This window comes from Fischerella sp. (assembly GCF_013388695.1).
Taxonomy (GTDB): domain Bacteria; phylum Cyanobacteriota; class Cyanobacteriia; order Cyanobacteriales; family Nostocaceae; genus PCC9605.
Map to the genome: position 1 here is coordinate 1 of NZ_JACAEU010000160.1, position 17,518 is coordinate 17,518.

The window sequence follows — 17,518 nt, forward strand, 5'->3', positions numbered from 1 at the left end:
ATGAATTATGTGTGCATACATTTTTGTAGTTCGATGCCAAATCATTGTAGAGACGTAGCAATGCTACGTCTCTACATACCCGTGAATTGTAAATTCATATCTTGATTCAGCAACGCCGTGTAATGTTACATGGGCTTACCAAGTACATTATTGATGTTTTTTGTCAAATATATGACATTTTATCTACTTAATACTTACATTTACTGAGAAATGCGATCGCCCTTCACCTTACTCTATCCCTAACCTCTATCGCCTTAACTGCTTCAGCACTAGTTTTCAGGAAATTGTTAGATTTCATGATTTCGTAGAGATTAATATCTGTTTCCAACAAGCAGGCGTGTCCACTTTCGGGTAATACCACCATTTTGGCGTTCGGCAAAATATTAGCTAATCGTTCTGCTTCACTAAGAGAAGGCAACAGTCGGTCTAGGATGCTGGCAACTAGCAAAACAGGTTGAGTTAACTGACGCAACTGTTGTTCATCAATATGAAATTCTCTAATTAAAGACAATCGCCAAAGTACTGTTTCTGCTGGTACAGAACGCATAGTTCGCAAAAGTTCTTGGCGATCGCTTCTAGAAATCCGCGATAGTGAGGCTAAAAATGGCAACAACCCCAACGCACCAATGTCAAAAAAGCATGATGGCACTAAGTAAGAAAATTGCGATGCCCATTCGTACAAAGGACGAAGGTGAAAGCTAGAAGCAGGATTGATGAGAATAATTCGCTTAAATAACTGTGGTGCTGCTGCTGCTACTTTTTGAGCTAAACAACCTCCAAAAGATTCACCACATAAGTAAACTGGTCGCTGGGAACTTTTTTCCAATTCGGTATGAATCAAGTCTAGTACATTATTAGTCAGCACTTCCCAACTAGTCAGATCCTCTCGTGGAATTGCCAGACATCGAACATCAAAACCAGCTTCTAATCCCACTGTTTGAGTTCGCAAAAGTTGACCAGTACCATCCATCCCGGGCAAGTATACAAACAAGGGATATTCTGGCTGGAGACGTCTGGGAGCGAGGAAACAAGGCTTTAGCTCTACTTTTAGGATGGTCATTGGTCAAGGGTCAAGGGTCAAGGGTCAAGGGTCAAGGGTCAAAAACTTTTGACTCTTGACTTTTTGACTTTGGACTTAATTAATAACATCCTTCACGCAGCAAGTTGGCTATTTCATTGCGACAGTGTTCTGTTAGTTCAACCACAACAGTTTTCGCATGTTTGCCCTGGTATTGTTGTTGGTGTTGGGGTGTAATCCAGTAAGGGCGACCAATTAGCACCGCAACACGATTGTATATGACCAAGGGATGGAAACCGGGTTGATTAAATAGAGGTTCTGAAGGGTCAAACAAGCTCAATAGTCTTAAGGGTACAGCAGATGTGTTAACTTCTTCTAGGGAGGCGATCGCAACTGGCAAAATTGCCAAATCTTTGACATTGGTTCGTAATGCCAGATGAGCAAATCCTCGTTGAAACTCACCCATCCTATTGGGCTGGGTAAATTTCACCATTGGTTCTGTTCCTTCCGGAAACACTCCTACTAATTGCTTTGATTGCAACAGTTGTTGTGCTCGCTTAAAAAAGCTTTGCTGACGTTGTTGGTTCGCCTCTAGGGGAAAGCATCCCAACCCCGTGACTATTTCTCGCATTACTGGCACTTGCCCCATGTAGTGATGACAAGCAAACCGAATTGGACTGGATAGCGCTGACATTAAAATGGGTGCATCCATGAAACTGCGGTGATTGCTTACTACTAACACACTAGCGTCTTGGGGAATGCGATCCTCATAGTAACGAAACATTTGTGTCGAGAGTGCCGCCAACAAACAGCGAGAAAAATTCAGAGGGCTGTTTACACTCATAACTCTTCAATATAACTTTTCCATAGATTTAGGTGTTTTTCTATACATGATTCTTACATTTCTTTACCAAAGTGGGGACTTCCTTAAGGTAGAAATATCTTTATCTACAAGCTTAGTAAAATCTTTGCTCGGACAATAGCTCATGTTATTTCATTACATCACAAGCTATGCCAATCCATCTTCCCGATAACCTCTCATCTTCACTCCTGCACGAAGTAGAGGTATAGAATGTGCCACACTCCATTTTCATTCAAGATAGAAATTCTGACAATGAAAGTATGGAAATCTCTTAGGTTTTATCCTGCTGTATTGTGCCGTCTTTGATTGAATCTATATTTTCATCACAGCTTGTCATCAACAAAATTGATTTACCGCTGGAAATAGATGAAATAAACATTATTAGCATTTTCTCTTTATGCTGTGTTTTGATAGAAAACCCATGAGCAATTGCATACCATGTAGAAGTGAAATTCCTTTTCCCTTGCTCTCTCTAGCTATTAGGTATTTTTATTGTCACAATCAATTAAACAAAAAGGTTTTACAGAAGATTAATAGCTGCGAGTTTATACCTTTTTGGCAGAAATTAACTGAAATTGTACCTCTTCAAAACCAATACTGAACTGGATAAATTTGCTAATATTATAATGTAACTTGAAAATATGATGGTTATATTATATAATTGCGTGGTTTTAGCCAAAAAAGTAAGATAGGAAAATTGTTTTAACAAGTTGTTTTTTATTGTGCATGAATCTAGTGGATAAAACAGAAAAAACATTTGCACTCACAACACCGCTATATTACGTAAACGATTTACCCCACATCGGCAGTGCGTATACAACGATCGCAGCAGATGTGCTGGCACGCTTCCAGAGACTGTTGGGACGTCCGGTACTGCTGGTGACAGGTACAGATGAGCACGGACAAAAAATTCAGCGGACTGCTGAAAGCAAAGGCTTGCCACCAAAAACTTTTTGTGATGAAATGTCTGCTGGCTTTGTTTCCTTGTGGCAGTTGCTAAATATCAAGTACGATCGCTTTATCCGGACTAGCGATCCCCGCCACGAAAGGATTGTCAAAGAATTCTTCCAGCGAGTTTGGGAAAAAGGTGATATCTACCAGGGGCAACAAAAAGGCTGGTATTGCGTTTCTTGCGAAGAATTCAAAGAAGAACGAGAACTGCTAGAAGGACACCGCTGTCCTCTTCATCCGAACAAAGAAGCAGAGTGGCGAGACGAACAAAACTACTTTTTTCGCTTATCTAAATATCAAACTCAACTCGAAGCACTCTACCAATCTCAACCGGATTTTATCCAACCAGAAAGCCGCCGCAATGAAGTCCTAAACTTTGTTAAACAGGGATTGCAAGACTTTTCAATTTCACGGGTGAATGTAGATTGGGGTTTTCCAGTCCCAACCGATCCCAATCATACTCTTTATGTTTGGTTTGATGCACTGCTAGGTTATGTGACGGCTTTGCTGGCAGAAGATGCGGAACCGACTTTAGAAAACGCCCTAGTAAAATGGTGGCCGATTAACTTGCATTTAATTGGTAAGGATATCTTACGCTTTCATGCAGTTTACTGGCCAGCAATGCTGATGTCAGCTGGGTTGCCTCTACCAGAAAGAGTATTTGGACACGGCTTTTTAACCAAAGATGGTCAGAAAATGGGTAAAAGCCTTGGTAATACTCTCGATCCCGTTGCACTGATTGCAAATTATGGTGCAGATGCCGTTCGTTATTACTTCCTTAAGGAAATCGAATTTGGCAAGGATGGCGACTTTAATGAAGTTAGATTCATTAATGTTCTAAATGCAGATTTGGCAAACGACTTAGGAAATTTGCTCAATCGTACTTTGAACATGGTGAAAAAATACTGCGCTGGCAATGTGCCCTCAATTACAAATGAAGATATTCCGATCGACAGTCCTTTGAAATCAACTGGTTTACGTCTAGGGGAACAAGTAAAAAATGCTTATGAAGCGCTAGCCTTCAATCAAGCCTGCGAGGCAATACTGAATCTGGTGCGCGCCAGTAACAAGTTTATTGATGAACAAGCTCCTTGGTCTTTATATAAACAAGGGCAGCAACAGGCAACAGAACAAGTATTGTACACTGTCTTGGAATCAGTGAGGTTAGCAGCTTATCTCTTGTCTCCGGTGATTCCGAATATCAGTAGCGATATCTACCAGCAAATGGGCTTTGACATCGACTTTAATAATCAAGCACAAACTGCGATCGCTGCTCCCTTTGACATTCATGGTACATGGGGAGTACTAACTAATAAACAAAAATTGGCTGAACCCCGTCCAGTTTTTAAACGCATAGAACCATCTAAATAACATTAGCTAGTTCTTTTCAATCTTTGATTTTTTCACTTGATCGGGGCTGATTTGATTAGCCCCAAAGATTATCATAAGTCCTTCTATCTTGTATGTAAATCTCAAAAATCAAGTATCAATTATTTCTTTGATAAAAAATGAGGCATGACAACAATGTTAAATCATCTGGAAAACGACTCGATCTTCACGCCAGAGCAAGTTTTAGAGAATCGAGGTCGTGTTGCCATATTTATTGATGGCTCAAATTTATTTTATGCAGCATTACAATTAGGTATCGAAATAGATTACACCAAGTTACTGTGTAGATTGACAGGCGGCTCCAGACTATTGCGTGCTTTCTTTTATACTGGTGTAGACCGGACAAATGAGAAGCAACAGGGTTTTTTACTTTGGATGCGCCGCAACGGTTATAGAGTTATAGCAAAAGATTTGGTACAACTGCCAGATGGCTCAAAAAAGGCTAACTTAGATGTAGAAATTGCCGTGGATATGATGGCTTTGGTGGATTCCTATGATACAGCAGTGTTAGTCAGTGGCGATGGCGATCTAGCATATGCAGTGAATTCAGTTAGCTATCGTGGTGTGCGAGTAGAAGTAGTGAGTTTGCGTTCGATGACCAGTGACAGCTTAATCAATGTGAGCGATCGCTATATAGATTTAGAAGCCATCAAAGAAGATATCCAAAAAACTCCACGCCAAACCTATCCGTATCGACCCCTGGCCGGTATAGATTTTTTAGACCAACCCAGAGATACTGAGGGACATTTGGAAATTCCGGAATGAAGCAGCAATCGAAGAAGATGGGGAGATGGGGAGATAGGGAGAGGGGGAGAAGTAGAAAAAAAGATTTCTCCCACTCCTCCACTTCCCCACTCCTTCACTCTCCCACTCCCCCACTTCCCCACTCCTTCCAGATTTTGCCTCTTACCTTCCTCCTGATAATTGGGCTAGCTGCCTGTGGGGGTACTCGCACATTGAATAAATCACCTGTTGAAACTCCCCAAGACTCAGAGAGCAAATTAACTTTCTTTGATGTCACCCTGGAACAGGCAGATGAAGTCGGGCGACCAATTTGGAAAGTTAGGGGGAAACAGGCAAAATACACCCAAGAAAGACAAATTGGTCAGGTTGAAAATCCATATGGTGAACTGTACCAAGACGGCAAAATAGTCTACCAAGTACAGGCAGAACAGGCAGATATCGAACAAGATGGTAAGCAATTATTTCTGAAGGGAAAAATCATTGCTACAGACCCTAAAAGTGGTACAGTGTTGCGCGGCAACGAATTGGAATGGCGTCCTCAAGAAGATTTATTGATAGTCCGCAACCAACTCAACGGTACTCACAAACAACTAAAAGCAGTGGCAAGAGAAGCACGAGTGAAAACCCGAACTCAACGCATAGATTTTTCTGGGGGGGTAGTTGCAAACTCTGCCGATCCGCCATTGCAAGTACGAACAGAACACTTAGTTTGGCAGATTAAAGACGAGAAATTAATTGCCGATCGCCCGGTACAAATTGACCGTTATAAAAATAATCAAATTACTGACCGTGGTAAAGGAGAAGCTGCGGAAGTTAACTTGAAAACTAAAATTGCCACTATCACCAAAAATGCCCAAATAGAATTGCTAGAACCACCTATGCAGATTGCTAGCAACTCCATGAGTTGGAACTTGAACACAGAAATTGTTACCACAAATGCTCCTGTGCGTGTGTTTCATCGTGCCGAGAATGTGATAGTGACTGCAAATAAAGGTGAATTGAAGATACCACAAAAAACTGTTTATTTAACAGGTAATGTCAACGGTGTTGGGCAAAAACGCCAGTCCCTCAAATCAAAAACATTAACTTGGTATCTTGACAAAAAGTTAATGGAAGCCCAAGGTGATGTGGTTTATAAACAAGCCGATCCGCCAATGACTTTTACTGGTGAAAAAGCTGTCGGTAATATCCAAACAGAAAATATAGTTGTTAGTGGCGGTAATTCTCAAAATAGAGTGGTGACAGAGATTGTTCCGCAGGAAAAAATCAAGAGTCAATAGTTAAGAGTAAACCAAAAATAAAGCAGGCGATCGCCACGTTGCAATTGCAAACCCAAGAGAAAATATTTACGCTTGGGTTTTCGCATTTAGTATGAGATTTTATGTAGAAAAATTCGGCTTTTTATCCCGTTTATGGGCAGATATACAGAAAGTTTCGGCTTTCGCACCTCTTATGGGGAAATATACAGAAAGTTTCGGCTTTTGATCCCGTTCTAGGGAGATATACGGAAAAATTCCGTATAATAAATAGTTAGACGCGCGGTCAATCAACAACGTGGAGGAGAAATTCAGATGGCTATAAACGAAACAGCTACAGGAAATGATAGTGTTGCCATCATTGGAACGGCTTCGGCAGGAGAAAGGACGATAGGCATTGTCGGTCAAGGTGACTCTGTTGGTGTTAGAGGAGTTGGCAAAAACTGGAACGGAGTCGAGGGAATTAGTCAAAGCACGATAGGTGGTGCTGGAGTTTTCGGGGCGAATGACACAGGTGCTGGAGTACGGGGTGAGAGCAAGGCGAGATTTAACCCTGCTGTTCATGGGATACATAAGGGAGTAGAAGGACCAGGTGTGCTGGGAGAAGCAGAAAATGGCTCTGGCGTAATTGGCAAAAGCACGAAATGGGTAGGCGTGTATGGTGAAACTGCTGGTATCGAGAATGGACCTGCGGGCGTGTGGGGTGAGCACAAGGGTGCTGGTGTTGGGGTGAAGGCTGTAAGCAACACTGGTGTGGGGTTAGTAGCTTTTAGTAATGGTATAGCAGCAGTATTTCAAGGAAACGTTGATATTACAGGTTCTCTGACTGTTCAAGGAACTAACATTAATGGACTCGCGGGACGCATACAAGCAATAGAAGGACTCGCGGGAAGGGTACAGGCAGTAGAAGGACTCGTGGGACGTGTGCAATCTTTGGAGAACAGAGTTAACACGCTTCAGCAGCAAGTTAACAACCTTCAACAACAATTATCGAGCTTGCAACAAAAACAAGCCGAAGATGTGCAAGGTATTGCAGTTAGCTTGGCAACACTTGCAGCACGGGTCACTGCACTGGGTGGGTAGCCTAATAATGGGCAAGTGTTAAACGCTGTGTTGGCAGCCAATTTATGATACGGATCGTTAAATCTCTCATTGATTCTAGTGTTCACAAGGCGAATGCTAGAATCAAAGGTGTGTGGAGTGACCAACATAAATGCCTACTGATGCGCAATTGAGAGGTTTATATCGTCTTAGCTATTGGCTAACGTATATTATGCTTCAGCCTGTACATCTCGTCTGCATTGACGACCGAACAAATAATCTGTACGTTTTGGCTGGAAATACTGAAAATCTAGAATTCCAGATTACGCCAAGTGGAGAGGTTTTCTGATGAGTCAAGTTAACTATGCTGCTATGTCAGATCAGGAGTTAAGACAACACTTTCTCAGACATCGTGAGGATAAGGTGGCTCTTCGAGCCTATTTGGATAGGCTTAGTAATCGCCCACGCAACGTTATTACGACTGTAGATGATCCTGACTTTGACGCTAAGATTCAAGCAGCCGTTTTGAAGCAAATGCAAGCAGCAGATGATGGCGGTGAGGCGGCGGTCTAACAATTCGGTTGCACCCGACCGCCGAGAGGTTACTTGTTGAGCATTCAAGGCTAAGGGCGGCGGGTGAACCGACCCGTTAGTTGTCAGAGTCTCTGAGCTGAGTGTGTAGACTTGAGTTTCAAATTTGCCTAGAGAGCATTTGCTTTTTTCGATACTTTTCAAGGGGGGTTAGGGGGGATCAAAACCTTAACTGAACCGTATTGAGTCATAATCAACCGATCTTTGTAAGCAACCAAACGGCACAGCAAATAGCTAACGCTTTGCCGCACCGGACGGACAACAGCTCATCAGCACGGTGCGGAGTACTTGACTTAATTCTATTAACTAACTCTTAAACAAAACTTCATTACGACTAGCTGCACCCAGTCGCGGCACAGAATTGATGGGTGAGTGGGGAGTGAGGACAGGAGGAACACTCTGAACTATTTGTAGTTGCTGTAAAAGACGTTGCAGCAGCTTGTCTTGTTCAGCCCGGAAAGTTGGTACGTAGGGGCCGCGGTTGATAATAGCAAACCAAACCAAACCGCGATCGCGTGTGGGCATAACTCCTGCTAAAGCACTAACATCGTTGAGAGTGCCAGTTTTAATCACAGTGGCAGTCGGAATGTGTCTGGCGTGCAAAGTTCCCCGTTGATCGAACCCGGACGTGGGAAACAAGTCTGCTAAATTCAGCCCACGTGCGAGTGCTTCCTGTTGAATCGCCATTAACATTGCACAGGCAGCCCTGGGAGAAATGCGATTTTCGACTCCCAGCCCTGAACCGTTGATTAATTGAATTTCTGACTCTGGTATCCTCGCCATTTGGGCAGCCGTTGACTGTACAACAGTATGACCCCCTACTGATTCCGCTAGCATTTCTGCCATCTCATTGTTGCTGAAAACGTTCATTTCCTTGATTAGTTGCTGCATAGGCAAGGAACGGTGACGCACCAGCAAAGTTTGTTGCGGTTTTGGTTGCGCTTCTACTTTCACAGTACCGGCAATGACAACTTGCGGTTTGGGTGTGCCTTTAGGCATGAGATAGTAATGAAAAGCAACCCCACGGGGCCAAGTGGTGTAATTTAGTGCTTGCTTGAGTAACTGGCCTGCTAGCAACGGATGCCGTTGGAAATTCATGGCGAAATTACCAGTAATTACCAAATTTCCTTTGACTTTCTTGATGCCCATTTTGTTGAGAGTATTACCAAGGGCGATCGCTTCTTCCCAAACAAATAAAGGATCGCCACCACCCATAACGACTAAATCACCTTGTAATACCCCATTTTGTATTGGTCCAGTTGCACCGATCAAAGTCTCAAATTGATGGTCTGATCCCCACCTTTTTAAGGCGACTAGAGAGGTGGCTATCTTAGTTAAGGAAGCAGCAGGCAAAGGAGTCGTACCTTGGTGATTAGCCATCAGCATTGGTCCCGACTGTATCCAAATTCCTTGATTCTGGACTAAGTTCGCCGTCACTAATTTCGATGTTGCCAGCCCCTTTAGGTACTGCTGCACTGTAGTGACTCCAGCTGGATTTGGATCGGAGGCAAGAATCAAACCGGGACTACTTTGCCAAGCTAACATATCCAAAGGATCTACAGGCTTAACCTTCACCCCAGCCATTTCGAGCCAAATTGAAATCAAACCCGATCCAATTAATTCCAGCATTCTTCACTCCTCTCTACGCAAATATGCCACTTCGCTTTTTTGTTAGATTTTATATAAGTACTGCAAGCTGCTTAGCTTTAAGTAATTTATTCATAACTGTTGATTTTGGCACACCAACGCGGAATGCGTAACAAAGTTTTAGTATAAAAAAACAATCATCCTATTGTCACAGGTAAAAAAGATTGTATCTGGCAGTGTTTATTCATATTGCCGCTTCTCAGTTATTACTCTGCCCAGACACAAATACACAAATCAAAGTAAATAAAAATAGCATTATATAAAAATATAAAAGCTCTCCAAGATAAACTATGTATAAAAAATATTTTTATTTCAGTGAAAATAGGTGTAAAAATACATAAATGGTGATACTATTTTGATGTATTAAAGGTTTTTAAGATGGACTGCTAATTTACATTGTTGTCCAAGAAAATACAGTATTTACTGTGTGAAAAATAACTATAGTACTAATCCTGCAATCAAGTCAAGTTTGACTTGATAACAATTTAATATCCATACTGTGGTAAGGAAATATAAATTGTCTTTCCCATATCTTCCAGAAATCAAGCTCCAATCAGGCTAATTTTCTATTAGGGAGTGGAGAATGAGGCGTGAGGAATTGGGAATGGGGGATTGGGAATTGAAGTACTGATTTTTCCTATGCCCATTGCCTCTTGCCCACTAACCACCAACAAACAACAAACAACAAACAACAAATCTCTCCAGTCTCAAAAAATCAGTATGGTACGTAATTTCTTCAGTAAGAGAGGGGAGTAATTCGTGCTATGTTGGGCTTGTCAGTTCTTTTGTTGAAAACATAAAGGATAAAAGCTAGAGGATAAAGTAGATACAAACCTTGGGTTTATCCGTAGGTTTGCTTCATACTTTATACTATTGACTTGTACCTTGAGTTGAAGAATGTGATTTAGCACCCACAAATCTACTAATTTCAGCAAAGGCATCTGGTAAAATTTGTAAGGTTTCTAGAAGCTCTGAGCAATGGGATCGACTTGCGTACGGATCGCAATTGACGCAATGGGAGGGGATCACGCACCCGGTGAAATCATCGCTGGCGCACTGCGAGCACGAGAAGAATTGGGTGTGGAAGTCTTGTTGGTGGGTGATCCCCAAAAAATTAAAGCAGTCCTGCCACCAAAAATAAATTTGGCGCAGGTGCAGATCGTTCCGGCTGAGGACGCGATCGCGATGGATGAGGAGCCTTTGAGCGGTGTCAGACGCAAGCCCAAGGCTTCGATTAACGTGGCGATGGATTTAGTCAAGCAGGGACAGGCAGATGGTGTGATTTCTGCCGGTCACTCAGGCGCAGCAATGGCAGCAGCTTTGCTACGTTTGGGACGACTGCCCGGAATTGACCGACCAGCAATTGGTGCGGTGTTTCCCACGATGGTAGCCAGCAAGCAAGTATTAATACTTGATGTTGGCGCTAATGTAGACTGCCGTCCAAAATTTTTAGAGCAGTTTGCAGTTATGGGATCGATATATAGTCAGTACGTCTTGGGTGTTCCTGAACCAAAAATAGGTTTGTTGAACATCGGTGAGGAAGACTGCAAAGGTAATGATGCAGCTGTTCGCGCCCATCAACTGCTGCGGGAAAATTCTCAAATTGCTTTTATTGGCAATGCTGAAGGACGCGATGTACTTTCCGGTCAGTTTGATGTGATAGTATGTGACGGCTTTGTAGGCAATGTGTTGTTGAAATTTGCCGAAGCGGTCGGAGAAGTGATGCTGCAAATTATTAGAGAAGAGTTACCCCAAGGATTACAAGGTCAAGTTGGTACAGCAATTTTAAAACCGAATTTAAAGCGGATTAAACAGCGAATAGACCATGCAGAACACGGAGGTGCTTTGCTTTTAGGTGTAGACGGCATTTGTATTATTGGTCATGGTAGCTCCCAAGCACCTTCGATTTTTAATGCCATTCGCTTAGCAAAAGAAGCTGTAGACAACCAGGTGCTGCAAAGAATCCAGTCTCAATATCAAAATCAATCCTCCGGGCAACTACAGCCCGAAAGTAGTCAATAGTCAAATTTTGTTATTTGTTGGTTGATGATGGTTGGTTGGAATAAACAACAAACAACTAGCAACAAACAACTAACAACTAAACAAATGACCAATGACAAAAAGCTGATAGCTTGGGAGAAACCGGAGTGAAAACAATAGGAATAGCAATTACAGGAAGTGGCTCAGCGCTGCCAGCTACTTTCCTAGATAACCAGGGACTGACGGAACTGGTTGAAACATCAGATGAGTGGATCAGCACGAGAACAGGAATTCGTCAACGGCATTTGGCGAAAGCTGGCGAATCTCTGGCAGAACTTGCCACTGCTGCCAGTAGTCAGGCGATCGCAATGGCTGGAATTACACCGCAACAGTTGGATCTGATTTTGCTGGCAACTTCTACGCCCGATGATTTATTTGGTAGTGCCTGTCAAATTCAAGCAAAACTGGGAGCCACAAGAGCAGTAGCATTTGATATGACAGCTGCTTGCTCCGGCTTTGTGTTTGGACTAGTCACAGCAGCCCAATTTATCAGAACTGGTGTATATCAAAATGTATTGCTGATTGGAGCAGACATTCTCTCTCGATGGGTGGACTGGCAAGATCGACGTACCTGCGTGTTGTTCGGCGATGGTGCTGGGGCGGTAGTATTGCAGGCAAACCAGAGCGATCGCTTACTAGGATTTGAACTTAGAAGTGATGGCACTCAAAACGATTGCCTTAACCTTCCCTATACACCTGAGTCCACAGAACTGATTCCAGGCGTTAGTGTTGGTAAAGGTAACTTCCAGCCCATCACGATGAATGGCAAAGAAGTTTATCGCTTTGCCGTACAGCAAGTTCCAGAAATTATAGACAAAGCCTTGTTTCGCGCTAACCTGAGTGTAGAGCAAGTAGACTGGCTACTATTGCATCAAGCTAATCAACGTATTCTCGACGCCGTTGCCCAGCGCCTGAATATTCCAGAACATAAAGTTATCAGTAATCTTGCCTACTATGGCAACACCTCTGCCGCCTCTATTCCCCTTGCTCTTGATGAAGTTGTGCGACAGGGCAAAATTAAAGTCGATGACATCATTGTCGCATCAGGTTTTGGTGCTGGGCTGACGTGGGGAGCGGCTATTTTTCAATGGGGCAAATAGAAAAGTCAAAAGTCAAAAGAAATGATTCCTCTTTTTACTTTTTACCTTTGACTTTTTACTTGCTTTGACTCTTGACTCTTGACTCTTGACTCTTGACTAATGACTAATGACTAAAACCGCTTGGGTATTTCCTGGACAAGGCTCCCAATCACTGGGAATGGGAATAGATTTACTAGATGTGCCATCGGCAAAGGATAAGTTTGCCCAAGCCGAAGAAATTTTGGGATGGTCTGTAATTGAAATTTGTCAAAATGATGCCGACAAGCTAGCACATACCCTCTACACTCAGCCTTGTCTATACGTAGTAGAAAGTATTCTCGCCGATCTTCTCCAAAAAAAAGAACAACCAGATTTAGTTGCCGGCCATAGTTTAGGAGAATACACTGCTCTTTATGTCGCTGGCGTGTTTGAATGGTCGGCAGGGTTGCGTTTGGTGAAGCGTCGTGCCGAACTCATGGAAACCGCTGCTGGCGGAATGATGGCAGCTTTAATGAATTTTGACCGCGAAAAACTAGAAAAAGTCATTGCCGAAACTCCTGATGTAGTAGTGGCAAATGATAACAGTCCTGTACAAGTTGTCATTTCTGGCACACCAGCAGCTGTAGAAGCAGTAATGACCCAAGTAAAGGCAAAACGTGCGATTCCTTTAAAAGTCTCTGGTGCATTTCATTCGCCTTTAATGGCAGTAGCAGCCACAGAATTTCAAAATGTTTTAGCCCCGGTAGAATTTCGTGATGCTAATGTGCCAATTTTATCAAATGTAGAGCCTGTTCCCGCCGTCAAGGCAGAAGTGTTAAAACAGCGACTGACACAACAAATGATAGGAGGAGTGCGCTGGCGAGAAATTTCACTAGCATTACCAGAAAATGGTATAGAGCGAGTAGTGGAAATTGGCCCTGGTAATGTATTAACTGGTTTAGTTAAACGCACCTGCCCCGGCTTAATATTAGAAAATGTCCGTAATATTGCGGAATTACCTGCTTAACTTTTTCTTAACTTTTGCTGTCTATAGTAGATTCATGTAATTCATGCTTTTATGACTCTGTGCGTAAATCCCGAATGTCGCAGTCCTCATAATCCAAATACAGCAGAAATTTGCTCAAGTTGTGGTTCTCTGCTATTGCTAAGGATGCGCTATCGCCCAATTCATGTCTTGGGTAGAGGCGCATTTGGGCAGACTCTTTTGGCAATAGATGAAGATATGCCTTATAAGCCCTACCGTGCAGTTAAGCAGTTTCACTTTTCGTCACAGCACCCGCAAGTTCTGCGTAAAGCAATTGAATTATTTAATCAAGAAGCCAAGAGATTAGATGATTTAGGAACTCACCCACAGATTCCAACTTTGTTTGCTCACTTTCAACAAGAGCAAAAGCTGTATCTAGTACAAGAATTTATTGAAGGTTTGACTTTAGAACAAGAGTTGCAACAGAGAGTCTATAACGAAGCCCATATTTGGCAACTTTTGCAGGATTTATTACCAGTTCTACAGTTTATTCATCAAAATCGAGTCATTCACCGCGATATTAAACCGCAAAATATTATTCGTAGAAAAATAGACAGCAAGCCAGTACTAATTGATTTTGGCTGTGCAAAACTTATTTCCGAGACATATTTAATGCAGCCAGGAACTTTAATCGGTACGCGGGGATACGCACCACCCGAGCAAATGGAACATGGTAAGGTCGATTACACCAGTGACCTTTACAGTTTAGGTGTTACCTGTGTGCAAATGTTAACAGGAATTCCGACTGCAATTGAGATGTATGACAGTGCAAATCAGTGTTGGCGATGGCGGGAATATTTACCACCAAGAACATCAATTAGTGCAGAATTAAGTAAAATTTTAGATAAATTGTTGCACATTAGTATTAGAGACAGATACCAATCTGCTGAGGAAGTTTTGCAAGCTTTGTTGCTATTTTTTGAAAAAACTCAGCCTATCATTACTTCCCCTACCCAAAATGGTTTTGTTTACTGGTTGATGGGAGAAAAAGCAGGACGCGTCACAGTCAATGTTTGGAACTGGCTATGGGGTATGTCTGAACAACCACGAGTATAAATGAATAAGTATGAGAAAGAGAAGCAGTCCTCCTCCGATTGTTTTTATTCTGCTATTGCTTTTGTTATTAGTCGGTGGTTGGTGGTTTTTTCATCAACAAAATGATTCCCAAAACAACAATGGATTATCTGAAAAAGCCAACAATCATAATTCACCTTCGCCAGTTCCAAGTATTCCATCTTTTCCTGTCCTTACTTCAGTTACTGTCGGTACTGAGGTAAGAATTGACGGTTCTACCAGCATGGTAAATATTAATCAAAAACTTCAAAAAAGCTTTCAAGATAAATATCCTGGTACTACAGTCATCACTAATGCTCGCGGTTCTGAAAGAGGAATTCAGGATTTAATTACAGGTAATATCGATATTGCTGCGGTATCTCGTCCTCTCACCGATGATGAAAAAAACAAAGGACTACAAGCAGTAACAATTAGTGATGATGCTATAGCAATCATAGTAGGTACAGATAATCCCTTTAAGGGCGGTTTCACCGATACTCAAGCAGCAGATATATTTCAAGGAAAAATCACTAATTGGTCGCAAATTGGCGGTGATTCAGTTCCAATTCGGGTGATTAATCGTCCGCTACACAGTGGTACACATCAGGCTTTTAAAGAATTAGTCTTGAAAAGAAATGATTTTTGTACAGGTTCTAACTGTATCACTTTGAAAAGGGACGAAACTACAGGTTTAATCCAACAACTGAAAAAAAATGGTATCGGTTACGCTACATATAAACAGGTAGCTAACCAAACTCAAGTGAGGATTGTAAGCGTTGATGGTATCAATCCAGGTGCGTCGAATTATCCCTACCAACGTCAGTTATTTTACGTATATAAAACCCCTGCCAATGATGCAGCAAAAGCATTCTTAGGCTATGCAACTTCACCGCAGGTAAAACAAGATTTGTAGTTGACAATTACTCTGGTAACTGACTGTAACAATCCAAAGTGGTGGCGATCGCTTATCTTTAATTTTTATCCATAATTTTGTCTAAATTATCTTACAGTGTTTGCTTAGTCAATCGAAAAACAGGCGATCGCACACTCATAATAGATTTTTTATTAGTCAAACAGAGCAAACGAATGCGATCAGAGCTTGTCCTGTTAGTATGTACAGGTGTACATACTATAATTGAGATGGCTTACCAATAGAATAGGGATAAGGCAGCGGCCAATCTTCGCAAGCATGGTATCGACTTCGCTGATGCAGTATCCGTTTTCTCAGATGATCTGGCAATTACTATTCCAGACGATCGGTTTGACGAAGAACGGTTCGTCACGATCGGTAACGATGCATTTGGCAGAGTTTTGGTGGTTGTCTACACGCTACGGGACGATGAAATTCGCCTTATTTCTGCCCGCCCGCAAAGCAACTCGGCAAGAACGACAGCAATACGAGGAGGGATAGTCATGAAAGCAGAATATGATTTTAGTCAAGGTAAGCGAGGGGCTATCGACCCAACCCCACCTGGAAAAACTCGCATCACAATTCGGTTAGATGATGAGGTTCTAACGTGGTTTCGTGAGCAAGTTCATTTAGCAGGTGGAGGAAACTACCAAACCTTAATTAATGAAGCCTTGCGACAGTATATTCAGCAAAGCCGTGAGCCTTTGGAGGAAACCTTACGCAGAGTCATTCGCGAAGAACTTAAGCGTATTGAGCGATAAGGTACTTGCTGAGGGCTAACAACCTTGCTGGAGCGGACTGGCGGTAAACCTCGGTCGTTTTGCAAAAGAGTCTGGTAGCTGCTCAACAGGAACCTTATACTACCGAGACTGTGGGGATGTAACCGCAAAGTTATCTTTTTGTGTTTAATCTCAAGTTACTGGCTGGTTTGCTGCGGGATAATCGCCCTAAAATAACTTGCTAACATCACAGATAAGTGGTAATTGATCCAATAACTAACTTTAACGATCAAAAGTAGTAGCGATCGCTTATCCTGAAATTCTGTCTGATTTCAATTATCTTCTGTGACCAAAAGTCGCGAACCATTCGCAAGTCTTTTACTCTACCACGCCTTTAAGTGGTCTGTCGTTAACCCCATGTTGCGCATTTATTTTCGGGGTAAAGTTTATGGTGCAGAAAAAGTCCCCCTCAGCGGGCCTTTAGTAGTGGTAAGCAATCATGCTAGTAACTACGATCCACCGATTATTTCCAACTGTGTACGCCGTCCTGTGGCTTACATGGCCAAAGAAGAACTGTTTAAAATTCCAGTTTTGAAACAAGCAATTGAATTATATGGTGCTTATCCAGTCAGTCGGGGTAGTGCCGATCGCGCCGCCATTCGTGCAGCCCTCAAATATCTTGATGAAGGATGGGCTGTCGGTGTTTTTTTACAAGGTACTCGCACCCTAGATGGACGCGTTACAGATCCGAAGCGAGGCGCAGCACTGATTGCTGCAAAGGCAAAAGCACCATTATTGCCAGTTTGTTTGTGGGGTACGCAGGAAATTGAGCAAAAAGGTGCGCTGCTTCCTCGTGCAGTTCCTGTAACAGTGAGAATTGGCGATTTGATTGAACCACCCAGTTCCACAGATAAAGAGGAGTTAGAAGCGCTAACGCAAAAGTGTGCTGTGGCAATCAATGCCCTGCACGAGTTAGGGCGATAAAAGAGATAGATAGAGTAGGCAGGAAATATACACTAGGGAAGTGGTTATTGGCACTGAAAGCCTATAAGTTAAATGTTGATTGTTGATGGTTGGTTGTTGGTTGTTAGTAGTTAGTAGCTAGTAGTCCTACTCCACTAACCACTAACCACTAACCACTAACCACTAACCACTAACCACTAACCACTAACCACTAACCACTAACCACTAACC

General features: G+C 42.5%; 15 protein-coding genes and 1 pseudogene. 13 read left to right on the plus strand and 3 right to left on the minus strand.

Features of this window, described 5'->3' with window-relative positions:
* Nucleotides 1-223 precede the first annotated feature (223 nt).
* Both HXY43_RS22200 and HXY43_RS22205 read right to left on the minus strand, forming a co-directional pair.
* Nucleotides 224-1,060, minus strand: a complete 837-nt coding sequence (locus HXY43_RS22200) for an alpha/beta fold hydrolase (protein WP_290887897.1) — start codon at nt 1,058-1,060, stop codon at nt 224-226.
* 79 nt (nt 1,061-1,139) lie between these two features.
* Complete coding sequence (locus HXY43_RS22205) at nt 1,140-1,862, minus strand: 1-acyl-sn-glycerol-3-phosphate acyltransferase (protein ID WP_290887900.1); 723 nt, start codon at nt 1,860-1,862, stop codon at nt 1,140-1,142.
* Between the two features lie 744 nt (nt 1,863-2,606).
* On the opposite strand from HXY43_RS22205, the gene metG reads away from it, so the two are divergent.
* From metG to HXY43_RS22230, 5 genes are all read left to right on the plus strand, one after another.
* On the plus strand, nt 2,607-4,202 hold the full coding sequence (gene metG / locus HXY43_RS22210) for a methionine--tRNA ligase (protein WP_290887902.1): 1,596 nt from the start codon (nt 2,607-2,609) through the stop codon (nt 4,200-4,202).
* 153 nt (nt 4,203-4,355) lie between these two features.
* On the plus strand, nt 4,356-4,985 hold the full coding sequence (locus HXY43_RS22215) for an NYN domain-containing protein (protein ID WP_026734319.1): 630 nt from the start codon (nt 4,356-4,358) through the stop codon (nt 4,983-4,985).
* Entirely contained in the window at nt 4,982-6,244 is a 1,263-nt protein-coding gene (gene lptC / locus HXY43_RS22220; protein WP_290887905.1) for an LPS export ABC transporter periplasmic protein LptC, read from the plus strand. The genes HXY43_RS22215 and lptC overlap by 4 nt, the downstream gene beginning before the upstream one ends.
* A gap of 291 nt (nt 6,245-6,535) precedes the next feature.
* Nucleotides 6,536-7,303, plus strand: coding sequence for a hypothetical protein (locus HXY43_RS22225; protein ID WP_290887908.1), 768 nt, complete (start codon nt 6,536-6,538; stop codon nt 7,301-7,303).
* 381 nt (nt 7,304-7,684) lie between these two features.
* The gene (locus tag HXY43_RS22230; protein ID WP_290887911.1) at nt 7,685-7,834 is read left to right on the plus strand and encodes a hypothetical protein; all 150 of its coding nucleotides are present in this window, start codon (nt 7,685-7,687) and stop codon (nt 7,832-7,834) included.
* 324 nt (nt 7,835-8,158) lie between these two features.
* On the opposite strand, the gene HXY43_RS22235 is transcribed toward HXY43_RS22230, so the two are convergent.
* The gene (locus HXY43_RS22235) at nt 8,159-9,481 is read right to left on the minus strand and encodes a D-alanyl-D-alanine carboxypeptidase (RefSeq protein ID WP_290887914.1); all 1,323 of its coding nucleotides are present in this window, start codon (nt 9,479-9,481) and stop codon (nt 8,159-8,161) included.
* Nucleotides 9,482-10,477: 996 nt separating this feature from the next.
* On the opposite strand from HXY43_RS22235, the gene plsX reads away from it, so the two are divergent.
* The 8 genes and pseudogenes from plsX to HXY43_RS22275 all read left to right on the plus strand — a co-directional run bounded on the left by plsX (nt 10,478) and on the right by HXY43_RS22275 (nt 17,308).
* Nucleotides 10,478-11,521 (plus strand): phosphate acyltransferase PlsX, encoded by a 1,044-nt coding sequence (plsX, locus tag HXY43_RS22240; RefSeq protein WP_290887917.1) that lies wholly within the window; start codon nt 10,478-10,480, stop codon nt 11,519-11,521.
* A 125-nt stretch (nt 11,522-11,646) separates the two neighbouring features.
* Nucleotides 11,647-12,639, plus strand: a complete 993-nt coding sequence (locus HXY43_RS22245; RefSeq protein WP_290887920.1) for a beta-ketoacyl-ACP synthase III — start codon at nt 11,647-11,649, stop codon at nt 12,637-12,639.
* Between the two features lie 106 nt (nt 12,640-12,745).
* The gene (gene fabD / locus HXY43_RS22250) at nt 12,746-13,624 is read left to right on the plus strand and encodes an ACP S-malonyltransferase (RefSeq protein ID WP_290887923.1); all 879 of its coding nucleotides are present in this window, start codon (nt 12,746-12,748) and stop codon (nt 13,622-13,624) included.
* A 51-nt stretch (nt 13,625-13,675) separates the two neighbouring features.
* The gene (locus HXY43_RS22255; RefSeq protein WP_290887926.1) at nt 13,676-14,698 is read left to right on the plus strand and encodes a serine/threonine-protein kinase; all 1,023 of its coding nucleotides are present in this window, start codon (nt 13,676-13,678) and stop codon (nt 14,696-14,698) included.
* 10 nt (nt 14,699-14,708) lie between these two features.
* Nucleotides 14,709-15,608, plus strand: a complete 900-nt coding sequence (locus HXY43_RS22260; RefSeq protein ID WP_290887929.1) for a phosphate ABC transporter substrate-binding protein — start codon at nt 14,709-14,711, stop codon at nt 15,606-15,608.
* A gap of 281 nt (nt 15,609-15,889) precedes the next feature.
* A pseudogene (locus HXY43_RS22265) lies at nt 15,890-16,006 on the plus strand (BrnT family toxin); the annotation flags it as partial.
* A gap of 102 nt (nt 16,007-16,108) precedes the next feature.
* Entirely contained in the window at nt 16,109-16,366 is a 258-nt protein-coding gene (locus HXY43_RS22270; RefSeq protein ID WP_026734334.1) for a BrnA antitoxin family protein, read from the plus strand.
* A gap of 303 nt (nt 16,367-16,669) precedes the next feature.
* A complete protein-coding gene (locus tag HXY43_RS22275; RefSeq protein WP_290887934.1) occupies nt 16,670-17,308 on the plus strand; it encodes a 1-acyl-sn-glycerol-3-phosphate acyltransferase in 639 nt (212 codons plus the stop codon).
* Nucleotides 17,309-17,518 lie beyond the last annotated feature (210 nt).